Origin of the sequence: Variovorax sp. E3 (assembly GCF_016082275.1) — a bacterium.
In the GTDB taxonomy this organism is placed as follows: domain Bacteria; phylum Pseudomonadota; class Gammaproteobacteria; order Burkholderiales; family Burkholderiaceae_C; genus Variovorax.
This window is the reverse complement of record NZ_MOWM01000085.1, coordinates 1-15425: the sequence shown is the minus strand read 5'-3', so window position 1 is coordinate 15425 and position 15425 is coordinate 1. Positions and strand designations below refer to the sequence as shown.

Here is a 15425-nt window from a genome sequence, read left to right as displayed (position 1 = left end):
CGGAATTTCCTTGTGTTCAAACTGACCAGTCTCAATCTCAATGGCCTGCGTTCGGCCGCTACCAAAGGCGTGGCCGACTGGGTGGCCGAACTTGCGCCGGATTGTATTTGCATGCAGGAGATCCGGGTCCAGGCCAGCGACGTCGAAGGCCGTTTCGAGGAAATGGCCGGCCTGAAGGGCCACTTCCATTTCGCCGAGAAAAAGGGGTACGCCGGCACCGCGGTGTACACCAAGCATGCGCCCAGCCAGGTCGTGGTGGGCTGGGGCGACGCCGAATTCGACGCCGAAGGCCGCTACCTGGAGCTGCGCTTCGACACGCCCAAGCGCAAGTTCTCGGTCATCAGCTGCTATTTTCCGAGCGGCAGCTCGGGCGAGGAACGCCAGGAGGCCAAGTTCCGCTTCCTCAAGGGCTTCTTTCCGCACCTGGTGGCGCTGAAGAAGGAGCGCGAGTTCGTGCTGTGCGGCGACATCAACATCGCGCACCAGCAGATCGACCTGAAGAACTGGCGCGGCAACCAGAAGAACAGCGGCTTCCTGCCCGAGGAACGCGCCTGGATGACCAAGCTGCTGGACGCCGGTACCGACGGCGCGGGCCTGGTCGACGTGTACCGCAAGCTCAAGCCCGACACCACCGACGAGGCCTACACCTGGTGGAGCAACCGCGGCCAGGCCTACGCGAACAACGTGGGGTGGCGGCTGGACTACCACCTGGCCACGCCGGCCACGGGCGCGCTGGCGCGCACCGAGGCCATCTACAAGACCGTCAAGTTCAGCGACCACGCGCCGATCACGGTGGAGTACGACTTCACGCTGTAAGCAGGCCAGCAACCGCGTCGCCGATGCCGATCGCCCCGACCCCGCCCGCCGGGCCAGCCGCCTACCTGCCGCGCGACGTGCTGAACGCGCCCGAGGTCAAGGCCGCCATCGCGCGCCGCAGCACCGAGCGCGGCGACGACGCCGACATGGCGGCGTGGCTGCGCAACCATTTCTTTCGCTGGGCCATCGGCAGCTTCGAGCACGTGCTGCCGGTGCACTCCGCGGCCGACTACCTGGCCGCGACCGGCGCGGGCGCCGGCAAGCCCGTGCCCGAGTGGCTGGCAAAGCTGCTGCAGCCGCGCGCCGACGCCGGGCCCCGCGCCTGCTGGTACCTGGACCCGGAGCACCTGCTGCTGATCGAGCGCGAGCGCGTGCTGGTCGAGTTCCTGCGTTCGCGGCGCGGCACGCGGCTCGAACAGAAGCTGCAGCGCATCAACTGCTTCATGGCGCTCGCGATGTGGGAGCAGGAGCACCAGCGCATGCAGGCCAGGCGCAGCAAGGGCTGGGTACCCAGCAGCGGGCTGGCGCTGCGCGAGGTGCTGCGCACGCCCAACGGCGTGCTCTTCGAGTTCGACGGCCGGCATGCGGCGCTGCGCGAGGAAATGGCCTACGAGTCGTACCACATGCAGCATTGCCTGGGCCAGTTCGCCAGCCTCAAGAAGCTCAGCGGCGGCTACGGCGAGCAGTACGCCCAGGCGGCGCAGGAAGGCCGCTTGCGCCTCTTCACGCTGCGCAGCGCGGGCAACCTGCCCCACGTGACCATCAGCCTCACGGTGCATGCCGACGGCCTGCGCGTGGACCAGATCAAGGGCAAGCAGAACCGCCACCCGATCCGCAAGTACGCCGACGACGTGCTGCGCTTCCTGCGCGCGGTGCCGCCGCGCGGCGAGCGCCATGCGGACTGCGAGGGCATGGGCCTGGTGTTCGAGCCCGACACCCCCGGCGCGGCGCAGGGCCAGTGGAAGTTCGTGACCGACGTGGCCGACGCCAACCACCTGCTCAGCGTGATGAGCGCCAACTTTCACCTGATCGAGCACTTCGAGCAGCCGCCGCCCGCGCTGCAGTGGCTGCTGCTGCGCATCGCGCCGCGCGAGCTGGGGCGGCTGCGGCAGGTCGATCCGGCGGTGGCCGCCGCCGCGCGGCTCATGCGGCCGGGCCAGGCCGCGTCGGCCGGTGCAACCCATGGCATCGAGGGCATTGCACTCGACTTCGCCCCGGAGGCCGGCGCATGCTGACGGCGCTGCTGTGGCTCGCGGGCCTGGTGGTGCTGTTCTTCGTGTACCGCGCCGTGGTCATCCTGCGCGACGTGATGCGCGACGGCGACGACGGCTCGCAGGCCGCGGACACGGCCACGCCGGCCAACGAAGACCCGGCCCTGCGCGCCGCCCGCGCCAGGGCCGAGAACGCGCCGCCCAACCGTCGCCGGTGGGCGATCGCGCTGGGCGACATCCTGCTGATCCGCAACGGACTGCCGTGCAACGGCGACACCCTCGCGCTCGCGTTGCCCGCGGACCAGCGCGAACGCCTGGCGCGCCAGGTGCTGCGCGAGATGAACCTCGCGCCCGACTTGCCGCACGCGGACATCGCGGTCCGCATGCATGCCGCGCTCACCGGCTGGGTCGGCGGCCTGGGGCGTTCGCACGACGGCTTCTACGAACAACTCGCGGCGCAGGGCCGCGTGCGCGACGCGCTGGCCTTCGACTGCGCGCGCACCGCCTTCCTCGTGCGCTGCATCGCGCTGCTCGGCTGGGTCACGGAAGCGCAGGCGTGGATGGTGCTGTTCCTCAACGCGCAGCGCGCGCAAGACAGCTTCGAGAGCTGGGAAGACTTCGGCATGGCCTACGCGCGGGCCCGCGAGCACTGGCTGCGCATCAGCAGCCAGGACGGCCCCGCCTCGACGCGCGCCGCCATGGAAGTGCGCGAGCACCTGCGCAACGCCGACGGCAGCTGGCTCGCGCTGTCCTGGAAGCGCTACCGCATCTTCGACCCGCAACCGCTGACGGCCTGACACCGGCCCGGCGCCTTCACCTCTCCGTCTCCTTGTTCTTCTCTTTCGCACCATGACCACGCTCCCACCCGCTCCTTCGCCATGGAAAGTCTGCGACGTCGATGCGTTGCTGCGCGCCGGGGACCACGCCACGCTCGACCGCCTGTTCGACGAGGCACTGGCCGCGAGCTTCCACGACCGCGCCGCCGAAGAGCGCTACTACGGCGCCCTGCCCGCCGACATGCTGCGTTGCGCCGAGGCCGGCGCCGAGGGTCTCGCGCTGCTGCGCGCCTGGCAGGCCGCCAGCCCGCGCTCCGCGCATGCATGGCTGTGTGAGGCGCACTACTGGTTCCACTGGGCCTACGAGTACCGCGGCGCCGGCTGGTCGAGCACCGTGACCGAGCTGGGCTGGACCTGCGCCCACGCCTGCGGCGCGCACACGGCCGCCTGCGCCCTCCAGGCGCTGGAGCGCGAGCCCACGCTGTGGAGCGCACCCGCGCTGCTGATGCAGAGCGTGGCCGCCTTCGAGGAGCCCGAATGGCTGTCGGAACTGGTGCGCAGCGGGCGCGGCCCGACCGACGCGCCGCGGCACGACCCTGCGCTCGAAGGCATGCCCCCCGAGACGCGCGACGAGCTGCTGGCCATGTTCGCGCGCTCCGGCCTGCGCGCCGACGACCGCGTGGCCTGCCCGCCCGACGCGCCGGCCGCCCTGCCCCCGCCGATGGAGGGCAAGAAGATGCTCAGCGGCAAGCAGTACTGGATGCACGCCGCCATGCACATCCATCCGCGGCAGTTCTTCTTTTTGCGCAACTGCATCTGGTTCATGCAGCCGCGCTGGGGCGGCAGCCACGACCGCGTGCGCGCGTTCATCGCGTCGCCGGCCTGCGCGCACCTGGACGACATCGAGAAAGACCGCCTGCGCCACGAGATCTGGCGCGACGACTACCTCGAGAACGAAGTCGACGGCGACGACGACGCCGAAGACGTGCGCCGGTGGATCGCCGCCACCCGCCAGCGCGCGAGCGAAGCGCTGTTTCCGTCGCACCGCTGGGAGGCGCTGTACTGGATCGCCAACTCGCACTACCGGCGCGAGGAAAGGCCGCAGGCGCTCGCTGCCCTCAAGGAGGGCGAGAGCCACTGGCACCTGAACGACAACCAGGCGATGGCGCTCGCGGTGCTGCTGGCCTGCCAGATCGAACCGCACGACCTGTCGTGGCTGGGCCAGGCCGTGGTGCGCAGCGCCAACGCCGGCGACTGCACGGCCGCGATGATCCTGCACGGCTACTTCAGCCTGCACGGCCTGCTGGGCTTCGTGCCCGATGAGCGCGCCGGCAACGCCTGGCTCGACGCGGCACGCGCGCACGCGCCGGGCTCGCTGGCATGGAACAAGGTGGCGTCGGCCCTGCGCTGGGGCGGGCGCGAAGCCGACGCCTTCGCGCTGGCGACCATGGGCTTCGAAGCTGGCGGCGACTCGTGCGAGTACCTGCTCGGCCTGTTCCATGAAGACGGCGTGCATGTCCCGGCCGACCTGAAGCAGGCCATTCCCTACTACCGCAAGACCGCCGAAGCCGGCGGCAACATGGGCGCCTACATGCTGGGCTACGCCTGCTATCACACCGGCAAGGCCGCCAAGGACGACGCCGAGCGCGCACGCCTGCTGCGCGATGCCGTCGAGGCTGCGCGCATGGCCCACGAAATGGGCCACACCGAGGGCCTGGAGAGCATGCTGATGTTCATCGGCGACCTGGAGGACATTCCCACGCGCCACGACTACATCGAGCTGGCGCGCGAGCATGCGAACCAGGGCAATGCCCTGGCCATGGCGGCGATGTCGGCGCTGCTGGCCGACAGCCAGGACAAGAAGCTCTACGACTACCGCGAAAGCGTGCGCTGGATCATGGGCGCGCAGGCCGCCGGCCCCGACCTCGACTTCGTGCAGAACGTGACGAAGAACAGCCACCAGGACGGCTTTGTCGCGAACGCGCTCTACAAGCTCACGCGCCGGCAGATCAAGGCGCACGAGATTCCGGGCGCCGACAACGCGATGGTCTGAGCGCTCAGCGCGGGTTCTTGCCCGCGTGCCGCGCCAGGTGCACCTGGTGCAGCGTGATCTTGCGCACCTCGGCCTGGCTGGTCTCGATGTGCGCGCGCAGCAGCATCGCGGCCTGGTCGCCCCGGTTCGCGCGCACGGCTTTCAGGATCTTCGCGTGCTCGTCGTAGGTGGCGTCGATGCGCGGCTGCTTGGTGAAGTCGAGCCGGCGGATGATGCGGATGCGGTCGGTCACGTCGCCGTGCACGCGCGCCATCTCGGCGTTGCCGGCCGCGGCCACCAGCGCGCAATGAAAGGCTTCGTCCCACTGCGCCACCTGTGCCATGTCGGCGCTGCGCTGCGCCGCAGGCACGAGCCAGATGCCGGCCAGCGTGTCGAGCAGGCCGCGGTCGATGTGGCGGTCGGTTTCGCACAGGCGGTGCACGGCCGTGGTCTCCAGCACCATGCGCAGGTCGTAGAGCTGCTCGAACTGGTCGAAGTCGAACGGCAGCACGCGCCAGCCGCTGCGAAACAGCACCTCGACAAAGCCTTCCTGCTGCAGCCGGAACAGCGCCTGCCGGATCGGCGTGCGCGACACGCCCAGGCGCTCGCTGATCTCGTTCTCGGTGAAGCGGTCGCCCGGCACGAGGATGAAGTCGGCCACGTCGCGCTTGAGCTGCGCGTAGACCTCGTCGGCCCGCGTGCGGAAAACGGTGGGGTCGGCGGCGGGGGCGGGGCTGGGTCGAACGGTAGGCACGGAGGGAATGTTAGTCGCAGGCGGGGGCGTCACGCAGGGCGGCGCAGCGCCGCGAGCAGCGCCGCGCCCGGCGCGGTCCAGCCGACGATGGCGCCCTGCGCGCGCACCATGTCGAGCGTGGCCGCCTTGAACGCGGGAAAGTAGCTTTCGGTGCAGTCCTCGAGCAGCAGGCAGTCGTAGCCCCGGTCGTTGGCTTCGCGCATGCTGGTCTGCACGCACACCTCGGTGGTCACGCCGCCGAACAGCAGGTGGGTGATGCCGCGCCGCTGCAGCAGTTCGTGCAGCGCGGTGGCGTAGAACGCCCCCTTGCCGGGCTTGTCGATGACGATCTCGCCCTCGGCCGGCGCGAGCACATCGATGATCTGGTTGCCGGGTTCGCCCGCGACGAGAACGCGCCCCATCGGGCCTTCGTCGCCGATGCGCAGCGTGGGGTTGCCCCGGTTGCGCTTGGCGGGCGGGCAGTCGGACAGGTCCGTGCAGTGGGCTTCGCGCGTGTGGACCACGAGGCCGCCGGCTTGCCGCCATGCGTCGAGCACGGCCTTGGCGGCCGGCACGATCGCCTGCAGCAGCGACACGTCGTTGCCCAGCGTTTCGCCGAAGCCGCCGGGCTCCATGAAGTCGCGCTGCATGTCGATGAGGACCAGCGCCGTCTTCGCGACCTCGAAGTCGTAGGGGAAAGGGTTCGCTTGTTCTAGCCGCATGCTGTTGCTCGCTGGTGTGGAATCAAAGCTCGCGCCTTCATGCCGCAGCCTGCAGCGGCTCGTGATGACCGCCGCCCATGTGCGCGCCGATCACGTGCCTTTCGGCCTCCGCCGCCGAGGTCTCGAACACGATGCGCCCTTCGCTCATCACGACGATGCGGTCCGAGAGCTCGAGCAATTCGTCGAGGTCCTCGCTGATCAGCAGCACCGCCCCGCCCTTCTCGCGCACCTGCACGATGCGTGAATGGATTTCGGCGACGGCCGCGAAGTCGAGCCCGAACACGGGGTTGGCCGCGATCAGCACATTGATGTCGCCGGCCAGCTCGCGCGCCAGCACCGCGCGCTGCACGTTGCCGCCCGACAGGCTGCGTATCGGCGCGCCTTCGCCCTGCGTCTTGACGCCGTATTCCGCGATCCACTCGCGCGCGCGGCTGCGCCAGTACGGAAAGTTGAGCACCCCGCCACGCGACAGCGGCGCGCGGTCGAAATCGCGCAGCGCCATGTTCTCCGCCACGCTCAAGTCGCCGACGCAGGCGTTGCGCAGCGGCTCTTCGGGCAGACTGCGCACTTTCAGTTCGCGGTTCTCGGCACGGCGCGCGGCGTAGGGTTGGCCCATGACGGTGACGGTGCCCGCGAGCCTCGGACGCTGTCCCACCAGTGCCTCGACCAACTCGCGCTGGCCGTTGCCCGACACCCCCGCCACGCCCAGGATTTCCCCTGCGCGCACGGACAGGCCCAGGTCGTGCAGCGCCAGCGTGCCCCGGTCGCCCTGCGCCTTCAGCCCGTCGACCTTCAACGCGATCGCCGCACCCGAAGCCACCGGCTTTCTTGTCACCGGCATCGCCGACGCGGGTGATGAGGGCGACTCCGCCCCCTCTCCGCCCATCATGGCCTGCGCCAGTTGCGCCGGGCTGGTCTCCGGCACGCGGCAGTGATGCACCGCCTTGCCCCTTCGCAGCACCGTCACGCTGTCGGCATACGCCATCACTTCGCGAAACTTGTGCGTGATGATGAGCACGGTGCACAGCCCGCTGCGCGCGAACTCGCGCACATGGCCCAGCACTTCGTCGGCTTCCTGCGGCGTGAGCACCGAGGTCGGCTCGTCGAGGATCAGCAGGCGCGGTTTCAGGTAGAGCTGCTTGAGCAGTTCGAGCTTCTGCTTCTCGCCCGCCGCCAATTCAGAGGGACGCACATCGAGGTCGAGGCTGAACGGTGTGGTGGCCAAAAAGTCTTTCAACTCGGCGCGCTTCGTCTTCCAGTCGATCAACGCAGGCGTCTTGCCGCCGGCAAGCAACAGGTTCTCCGCCACCGTCATCCCCGGCGCGAGCGTGAAGTGCTGGTAGACCATGCCGATGCCGAGTGCCCGCGCGACGATGGGGTTCGCAATGTCCTGCTCTCGCCCGTCGATGAGGATGCTGCCTTCTTCCGCGCGCTGGAACCCCGCCACGCATTTCACCAGCGTGCTCTTGCCTGCCCCGTTCTCGCCGAGCAGCGCATGCACCGTGCCGGGTTCGACGCGCATGGTCACGCGGTCCATTGCGGTGAAGGCGCCGAAGCGCTTGGTGAGCTCGTACGTGTCGAGTGCGAGCGCGCCGGTGCCGGCAGGGAGCCCGCCGATGGCGTGGGGTGATGTGGCGCTCATTCTTTTGCTTTGTCGGTAGGAGCGTTGGGTGTGCTTGTTCGGGGGGTGTGCACAGGACACCGGGTGTCTCCCTCCGCGAATGTCCCCCGGGCTTCGCCCTCCTCCTTTATTTCGCTGCGGGAGACACCCGATGCCCTATGCACTTGGGCACGCGGTCGATTTGCAGCCGATGAACCAGTGCGCTGATAACGCTCACGCTGATGGTGTGCTCTGCGCAGCGAAATAAAGGAGGAGGGCGAAGGCCGGGGGACATTCGCGGAGCAGAGCACGCCGTCGGCGGGAGCGCGCCCCGAACAGCGGCGCGTCATTTCAGCGCCGCCAGCAAAGCCTGCGAAGTCGTGTGCGCCCCGAACACACCACCCTGCATCGTGATCATCTTCAACGCAGCCAGATGATTGCCGTAGTCCGTGGCAGCCGTGCAGTCCGACAGCAGCAGGCACTCGAACCCCCGGTCGTTCGCGTCGCGCATCGTCGTGTGCACGCACACGTCGGTGGTGATGCCCGCGAGGATCAGGTTCTCGATGCCCCGCGTGCGCAGGATCAGCTCCAGGTCCGTCGCATAGAACGAGCCCTTGCCCGGCTTGTCGATCACCACCTCGCCCGGCAGAGGCGCCAGTTCGGGAATGATGTCCCACCCCGGCTCTCCGCGAACCAGGATGCGCCCGCACGGCCCGTCGTCGCCGATGCCCACGCCGTTCGCGCCGATCTGCCGCGAACGCCACCGCTTGTTGGCAGGCAAGTCGCCAAGGTCCGGCCGGTGGCCCTCGCGCGTGTGGATGATGTGAAAGCCCAACGGCCGCAGCGCCGCCAGCGTGCGCGCGATCGGCTGGATCGGCGCCTGCACCAGCGACAGGTCGTAGCCCATCACGTCCACATACCCGCCCTTGCCGCAGAAATCCGTCTGCATGTCGATCACGATCAACGCCGTGTTGTCGGGGCGCAGCGCGCCGTTGTAGGGCCAGGCGTAGGGCGCGGCTTCCACGTGGCGTTCGGTGGTGTAGTCAACGAGGGTGGTGGTGGTAGTCATGGTCGGGTTCATCCGGCGTAGCTGCGTTCAGGCGCGGCAAAGCCGCAGGGCGTGCCGTCGGTCACCTTCACGTCGGCGCTCCACGGCAGCTTGTAGGTGCCGGCGGCCATGTCGTGCATGTAGGTGTAGGGGCAGTCCTGCGCGCCGCCCTTCACCGCGACGTAGCCGCGGTGGTAGAGCTGGTAGATGTTGTTCTCGACACCCCAGCCCGTGCGCGCTTCGCGCACGAGGTCGGGGCGCAACTCGGCGGTGATGATCTCGTCGACGCGGCCGCCGCCCTCGACCAGCACCGTGCCGTCGAAGTTGCAGAACATGCCCTCGCCCATCGAGTCGAAGCTGCCGTCGCTGCCGCACAGGCACACGCTCGCGGTGTAGGCCAGATTGCAGAAGGCGTTGGCCTGGTTGGTGACCTTCCAGGCGTGGCGAATGGGCGCGGTGTAGCCGGCCGTGCGCAGGATGATGTCGGCGCCCTTGTACGCGGCCTCGCGCGCCATCTCGGGAAACATGCCGTCGTGGCAGATGATGAGCGACAGCCTGCTGCCGTTGGGCCCGTCGCACACCGGCACGCCGAGGTTGCCGGGCTCCCACGGCTCGACCGGCACCCACGGGTGCAGCTTGCGGTAGTAGAGCTTGACGGCGCCCTGGTCGTCGATGATCAGCCCGCTGTTGTACGGGTTGCCGCCGGGGTTGGCTTCCATGATGGAGAAGCAGCCCCAGATGCGGTGTTCGACGCAGGCCTGCTTGAAGGCGGCCACCTCGGGCCCGTCGAGCGTGCACATGATCTCGGGGTTGGTGTCCATCGAGAGGCCGTGCAGCGCGTACTCCGGAAACACCACGAGGTCCATCGTGCCCTGGTTGCGGCGGGCCTTGCCCACCATGTCGCAGATGCGCTTCGTCTGCGCCGCGAGGTCGGCCGGCGTCTTGACGTTCGGCAACTGCAGTTGCACCAGCCCGACGACGACGCCGTGCGCCGATTTGTTGAGGCCTCCGAGACCGCTCATGAAGTTCAGCTCCTTGTCGATGAAAGTTCGCCGGGGCTGCCGACGGCCGCGCTGCCCGGCTTGCAGGTGAACACCAGGATCACCAGCGTGAGCACGTAGGGCACGGTGTTGAACAGGTGGTAGCCCCAGCCGATGCCGATGGACTGCAGCGCCGGGCCGATTGCGCCCGCGCCGCCGAACAGCAGCGCCGCGCCCACGCAGCGCAGCGGACTCCAGCGCGCGAAGATCACGAGCGCGACGGCGATCAGGCCCTGCCCGCTGGAGATGCCTTCGTTCCAGCTGCCCGGATAGAACAGCGTGAGCGACGCACCGCCGAGCCCCGCGATGAAACCGCCCGCCGTGGTCGCCGCGATGCGCAGGCCCGACACCGAATAGCCGAGCGCGCGCGTCGCCTGCGCCGAGTCGCCTGCCATGCGCACCAGCAGGCCGGCGCGCGTGCGTGCAAAGCCCCACCACAGCAGCACGGCCAGCGCCACGCCGACGGGCACCAGCGCGTTGAGCTGCAGCGCGGAGCGCACCACGGTGTTGTCGCTCCAGAAGCCCAACGGAATGGCCGGGATCTGCGGCGCCTGCGGCTGGATCAGCGGCTTGCCCAGGTAGAAGGCGAGCCCGGTGCCCAGCAGCATCAGCGCGATGCCGGTCGCCACGTCGTTCACGCGGTCGAGCGAGCACAAGAGGCCGTGCAGCAGCGCGAGCGCCGCACCGGCCATTGCGCCGATCAGCACGCCCAGCCACGCCGAATCGGTGAGGTACGCGCCGCCGAAGGCCGCCATGGCCGACAGCACCAGCACGCCTTCGAGCCCGAGATTGATGCGGCCCGACTTCTCGGTGAGGCACTCGCCCAGGCTCACGAACAGGAACGGTGCGCCCACGCGCAGCGCGCCGCCGACGATGCCGGCGACCAGCGCGATCCATTGGTCGGCGCTCATGCGAGGTAGCTCCTGTCGTAGCTTTTGGCTTCGGGCAGCATGCGGTCGCCGAACTTCTTCCAGTCGACCATGCGCAGGCCTTCGCTCGCAAGGATCAGCACGAAGGCGATGCCCTGCAGCACCAGCATCGACGCATCGGGCAAGCCCAGTCGCCGCTGCAGCAGGCTGCCCGCCGCGCCGAAGCCGCCGAACAGGATCGCCACCGGCACGATGGCCACCGGGTTGTGCCGCGCGATGAATGAAACGAGGATGCCCGCGTAGCCATAGCCCGCGATCAGCGAGGCGTTGGCGTTGGTGTGCACCGCCGCCACCTCGACCGCGCCCGCGAGCCCCGCGCAAGCGCCGCCGAGTCCGCAGGCAGAGAGGATGAGCCGCGTGGCCGGCAAGCCCACGAGCTGCGCGGTGCGCGGATTGCCGCCCACCACGCGCACCGAAAAGCCCGAGGCCGTGGCGCGCAGCCACCAGCCGAGGCCCAGGCACGCGACAACGCCGATCACCAGGCCCCAGTGCACGTCGGACCCGCCGATGCCGCCGATCAGCAGCCCGTCGTTCAGCGTGTAGGTCGACGGCTTGTTCAGGCTCGCGGGGTCGCGCAGCGGCCCTTCGACCAGGTGCTTGAAGATGCCGATGGCGATGTAGGCCAGCAGCAGGCTGCTGATGGTTTCGTTGATGCCGCGGTACTGCCGCAGCCAGCCCGCGAGCATGATCCACAGCGCGCCCGCCACGCGCCCGCGATGCAGACGAACACCGTGCCGACGATGTTCGCCGGCAGCGGCACCGCATGCGCGAGCGCGGCGCAGGCCAGGCCGCCGAGCACCAGCGCGCCCTCGCCGCCGATGACGATCAGCCCGGCGCGCGCCGGCAGCGCCACGCACAACGCGGTGAGCATCAGCGGCGCGGCGCGCTGCAGCGTGTTCTGCCACGAGAACCAGTCGCCGAACGCGCCCTTGAACAGCGTGGCCCAGACCTCCACCGGGTCGACGCCCGCGAAGGCCACCAGCAGGCCGAACAGCAGCAGCGCCGCCGCGATGGCGAAGACCGGCAGGGCAAATTCCTTGAGGAGCGCGTGACGCATGACGGCAGCGGTGCGTGCGTGTGCGGTCAGACCGAGCCGACGACGCCTTCGACCAGGTAGTTCATCTTCTCGAGCTCCAGGTCGGTCTGCTTGAGCACCTTGCCCGCCGGCACCACGACCGCGCCCTTGTTGTCCTTGATGCCGTCCTTGAAGATGTCGAAGGTGCCCGCGATCATTCTGGCCTTGATGTCGTCGGCCTGCTTCTTCGCGGCGTCCGGCACCATGGGGCCGTAGGCGGACATCTTCACGTAGCCTTCCTTCAGGCCGCCGCGCAGGAAGTTGGGATGCGGCTTGCCGGTTTGCGCCGCGTCGATGGCGGCCTTGTACGCGGTGAGCCAGTTCCACTCGGCGCCCGTGAGGTACGCGTTGGGCGCCAGCTTGGCCTGGCTCGCGTGGTAGCCGCACACCATCTTGCCGCGCTTGGCCGCCGTCTCGACCACCACCTTGGGGCCATCGACGTGCATGGTGAACACGTCGCAGCCCTGGTCGGCCAGACTGTTGGTGGCTTCGGCTTCCTTGACGGCCATCGACCAGTCGCCCGTGAAGATCACGCTGCACGTGATGTTCGGCTTGACCGAGCGCGCGCCCAACGTGAAGGCGTTGATGTTGCGCAGCACCTGCGGAATGGGCTTGGCCGCGACGAAGGCGATCTTGTTGCTCTTCGTCATGTGCGCGGCGATCACGCCGTTCAGGAACTGGCACTCGTCGATGTAGCCGAAGAAGCTGCCGACGTTCTTCGGGTGCTTGCCTTCGCTCCAGAGGCCGCCGCAGTGCGAGAAGCGCACGTCGGGGTACTTGGGCGCGACCGCGAGGATGTGCGGATCGAAGTAGCCGAAGGACGTGGGGAACAGCAGCTTGGCGCCGTCCTGCGAGATCATGCCGGCCATGGTCTTTTGCACGGCGGCGGTCTCGGGCACGTTCTCTTCCTCGACCACTTTCACGCCGGGCAGCTTCTTGATTTCGGCGGCGGCCATGGCGTGTGCCTGGTTGTAGCCGTAGTCGTCGCGCGCACCGACGTAGATCACGCCGACGGTCAGCGGCTTGGCTTGCGCGCTGGCCAGGGCGCTCCAGCCTCCGAGGCTGCCGGCGGCGCCGAGCGCGGCCAGGGATTTGAGGGAATCGCGGCGATTGAATGTGCGGGTCATGGCGTTCTCCGGTCTTGGATACAAGTTGGGGTGCAAAAAATATGCCCGCCGCTCAATCGAGCAGGCTGACGTGGGCGGCCACCACGCGCCAGCCTTCGGGCGTGCGCAGCCAGGTCTGGCTCTGGCGGCCGATCTGTCGGCTGCCGGAGGGGCTGCCCTCGCGGCGGAACTCGACGTTGGCGGTCGCGAAGTCGCGGCCGTAGGTGGTGATGACGGTGCGCAGCAGTTCGCGCGGCGGGCTCTGCTGCGGCAGCGACGCGCGGAAGGCGGCGATGTCGGCGTGGCCGTAGTGGTTCTCCGAGAAGCCGTAGCGCAACGTGTGCGGGCTGTTCCAGAAGAGCTCGTCGAGCACTTCGCGCTGGTTGCCGACCAGCGCGGCTTCGTAGCGTGCGAACACGGCCTGCACTTCGGCGAGCACGTCGGGGAGGTTGATGTCCAGGGGCATGGCGATCTCTTGGGCTCAGAGGCTCGCGACGTAGGCGCGCCAGCCGCCGTGGTGCGTCACGTCGAGCGCGCCGGCCAGCGCATGGCCTTCGCAGATGAAGCCGTGCACCCATGTGCCGTCGGCCAGTTCGACGCTGCCGAGGCCCAGCGGCGGCGGAATGAGCGCGAGGAAGCCGCCGACCTGCGACAGCGGCACGGCCCACACCTCGAGCGCGATGGCCGCACCGCCTTCGGGCACGCGCTGCAGGCCCGGCTTGGGCGGCACGGTGCCGGGCAGTGCATGGAGGCGGTAGGCGGGCGACGTGGCGGTGGCGCGCAGCAGCGTGGCGCCGCGCTCGGTGAGCTGGCCGTTGAGCGGCATGCCCGACAGGTGCGCGCCGACGACCGCGATGGGCAGCGTCTGCGCTGTCGGTGCGGCCAGCCCCGCAATGGCGCGCGGCGCGGGCAGCGGCACGCCGGTCGCGCCTGCGCAAGCCCCGTGGCATGGTGATAGCGCTGGCCCAGCTCGGCCAGCGCGAGGTCGCTGCCGCACGGGCCGATCAGCGTGATGCCGAAGGGCAGACCGTCGGCGCGCAGGCTGCTGGGCACCGAGAGCGCGGCGTAGTCGAGCAGGTTGACGAAGTTGGTGTACGCGCCGAGGTTGCGGTTGAGCGCCACGGGGTCGGCGCGCATCTGCTCGCGCGTGTAGTGCGTGGGCGCGGTGGGCACCAGCAGCACGTCGATGTCGCGCCACATGGGCTCGACCTGCTGAGCGAGTGCGCGCAGTTTTGTCTGCGCGTCGAACACGTCGGCGGCGCTGTAGTCGCGGCCCTTGGCGAGGATGCCGCGCACGGGCTCGATCACTTCGTCTTCATGCGCGTCGAAGAACGGGCGCACGGCGGCGTAGCGTTCGGCGACCAGCGCGCTCTCATAGAGCAGCGCGGCGGCTTCGGCCAGCGGTGCGTAGGCGATGGTGACGGGCGCACCGCCCATGGCGACGAGCCGCGCCTGCGCATCGGCGAAGGCCTGCTCGGCGGCGCCGTCGTCGAAGAACTCGAGCGTGTCGGGCACGCCGAAGCGGAACTGCGCGGGCAGCGGCTTGCGGCGCAATGCGAGGTCGCGCGCGTACGGGTCGCGCGCGTCGTGGCCGAGCGCGGCCAGGAGCACGTCGACCGCGAGCGCCACGGTGCGCGCGAAGATCGACACGCAGTCGGCGCTCTGCGCGGCGGGCACCACGCCGAAGGTGCTCAGCAGCCCGCGCGAGGGTTTGAGCCCGACGATGTTGTTGAGCCCCGCCGGCACGCGGCCCGAGCCGGCGGTGTCGGTGCCGAGCGCGAAGTCGACCTCGCCGGTGGCCACCACGTAGGCCGAGCCTGAACTGGAGCCGCCCGACACATGACGTGCATCGAAGGCGTTGGGCACCTCGCCATAGGGCGAGCGCGTGCCGTTCAGGCCGCAGGCGAACTGGTCGAGGTTGGTCTTGCCGGCCAGCGATGCACCGGCTTCGAGCAGGCGCTGCACCACGGCCGCATGCACCGAAGGCAGGCGCTCGAAGGCCGGGCAGCCGGCGGTGGTGAGCACGCCCGCCACGTCGATGTTGTCCTTGACCGCGAAGCGCAGGCCCGCGAGCGGCAGCGCGAAACCCAGGGCCTCTGCGGACTGCGCCTGGGCCACGGGCGTGGCGAACTTCGCGATCCAGGCGGCGGCGGGCGATCCGTTTTCTTCATGCACCATCTTCAGGCATCCCAACTTGTGTACAAGACGAGATGCAAGCGGCGTGCCAGCGGCGACGCGAGGTCGCGCGGATCAGATATGCGGTGGGGGGTTTACTCCCTCTCCCCTCGGGGAGAGGGTTGGGGTGAGGGCACTCGACCTTCGCGAGGGTTGCCGCTT

12 protein-coding genes and 2 pseudogenes are annotated in these 15425 nt (G+C 69.3%); 4 read left to right on the top strand and 10 right to left on the bottom strand.

What is annotated here, in order from left to right:
• The first annotated feature begins 12 nt into the window (after nucleotides 1-12).
• Genes BMG07_RS25010 through BMG07_RS24995 form a run of 4 tightly spaced genes read left to right on the top strand, consistent with a single transcriptional unit; the run spans nucleotide 13 to nucleotide 4856 of the window.
• A complete protein-coding gene (locus BMG07_RS25010; protein ID WP_198086803.1) occupies nucleotides 13-816 on the top strand; it encodes an exodeoxyribonuclease III in 804 nt (267 codons plus the stop codon).
• A gap of 23 nt (nucleotides 817-839) precedes the next feature.
• Entirely contained in the window at nucleotides 840-2051 is a 1212-nt protein-coding gene (locus BMG07_RS25005; RefSeq protein ID WP_269759365.1) for a hypothetical protein, read from the top strand.
• Nucleotides 2045-2824, top strand: a complete 780-nt coding sequence (locus BMG07_RS25000; RefSeq protein WP_198086802.1) for a DUF1266 domain-containing protein — start codon at nucleotides 2045-2047, stop codon at nucleotides 2822-2824. The genes BMG07_RS25005 and BMG07_RS25000 overlap by 7 nt, the downstream gene beginning before the upstream one ends.
• 52 nt (nucleotides 2825-2876) lie before the next feature.
• Nucleotides 2877-4856: a DUF4034 domain-containing protein gene (locus BMG07_RS24995; protein ID WP_198086801.1), complete on the top strand. Its 1980-nt coding sequence runs from the start codon at nucleotides 2877-2879 to the stop codon at nucleotides 4854-4856.
• Between the two features lie 4 nt (nucleotides 4857-4860).
• Here BMG07_RS24995 and BMG07_RS24990 read toward each other — a convergent pair whose 3' ends face one another.
• From BMG07_RS24990 to atzF, 10 genes and pseudogenes are all read right to left on the bottom strand, one after another.
• Nucleotides 4861-5589 carry a GntR family transcriptional regulator gene (locus BMG07_RS24990; protein WP_198086800.1) on the bottom strand — a complete coding sequence of 243 codons (729 nt, stop codon included), beginning with the start codon at nucleotides 5587-5589 and terminating at the stop codon, nucleotides 4861-4863.
• Between the two features lie 29 nt (nucleotides 5590-5618).
• Nucleotides 5619-6290 (bottom strand): cysteine hydrolase family protein, encoded by a 672-nt coding sequence (locus BMG07_RS24985; RefSeq protein ID WP_198086799.1) that lies wholly within the window; start codon nucleotides 6288-6290, stop codon nucleotides 5619-5621.
• A gap of 37 nt (nucleotides 6291-6327) precedes the next feature.
• On the bottom strand, nucleotides 6328-7932 hold the full coding sequence (locus BMG07_RS24980; RefSeq protein ID WP_198086798.1) for an ABC transporter ATP-binding protein: 1605 nt from the start codon (nucleotides 7930-7932) through the stop codon (nucleotides 6328-6330).
• A 304-nt stretch (nucleotides 7933-8236) separates the two neighbouring features.
• Nucleotides 8237-8959 (bottom strand): cysteine hydrolase family protein, encoded by a 723-nt coding sequence (locus BMG07_RS24975; protein WP_198086797.1) that lies wholly within the window; start codon nucleotides 8957-8959, stop codon nucleotides 8237-8239.
• 8 nt (nucleotides 8960-8967) lie between these two features.
• Nucleotides 8968-9960, bottom strand: a complete 993-nt coding sequence (locus BMG07_RS24970; protein WP_198086796.1) for a formamidase — start codon at nucleotides 9958-9960, stop codon at nucleotides 8968-8970.
• A 5-nt stretch (nucleotides 9961-9965) separates the two neighbouring features.
• Nucleotides 9966-10889: an ABC transporter permease gene (locus tag BMG07_RS24965; RefSeq protein WP_198086795.1), complete on the bottom strand. Its 924-nt coding sequence runs from the start codon at nucleotides 10887-10889 to the stop codon at nucleotides 9966-9968.
• Nucleotides 10886-11964, bottom strand: a pseudogene (locus BMG07_RS24960) (ABC transporter permease). The gene BMG07_RS24965 and the pseudogene BMG07_RS24960 overlap by 4 nt, the downstream one beginning before the upstream one ends.
• A 26-nt stretch (nucleotides 11965-11990) precedes the next feature.
• Nucleotides 11991-13109, bottom strand: a complete 1119-nt coding sequence (locus BMG07_RS24955; RefSeq protein WP_198086794.1) for a BMP family ABC transporter substrate-binding protein — start codon at nucleotides 13107-13109, stop codon at nucleotides 11991-11993.
• A gap of 52 nt (nucleotides 13110-13161) precedes the next feature.
• Nucleotides 13162-13554 carry an oxalurate catabolism protein HpxZ gene (gene hpxZ / locus BMG07_RS24950; RefSeq protein WP_198086793.1) on the bottom strand — a complete coding sequence of 131 codons (393 nt, stop codon included), beginning with the start codon at nucleotides 13552-13554 and terminating at the stop codon, nucleotides 13162-13164.
• 15 nt (nucleotides 13555-13569) lie between these two features.
• Nucleotides 13570-15266, bottom strand: a pseudogene (atzF, locus tag BMG07_RS24945) (allophanate hydrolase).
• Nucleotides 15267-15425: the final 159 nt, after the last annotated feature.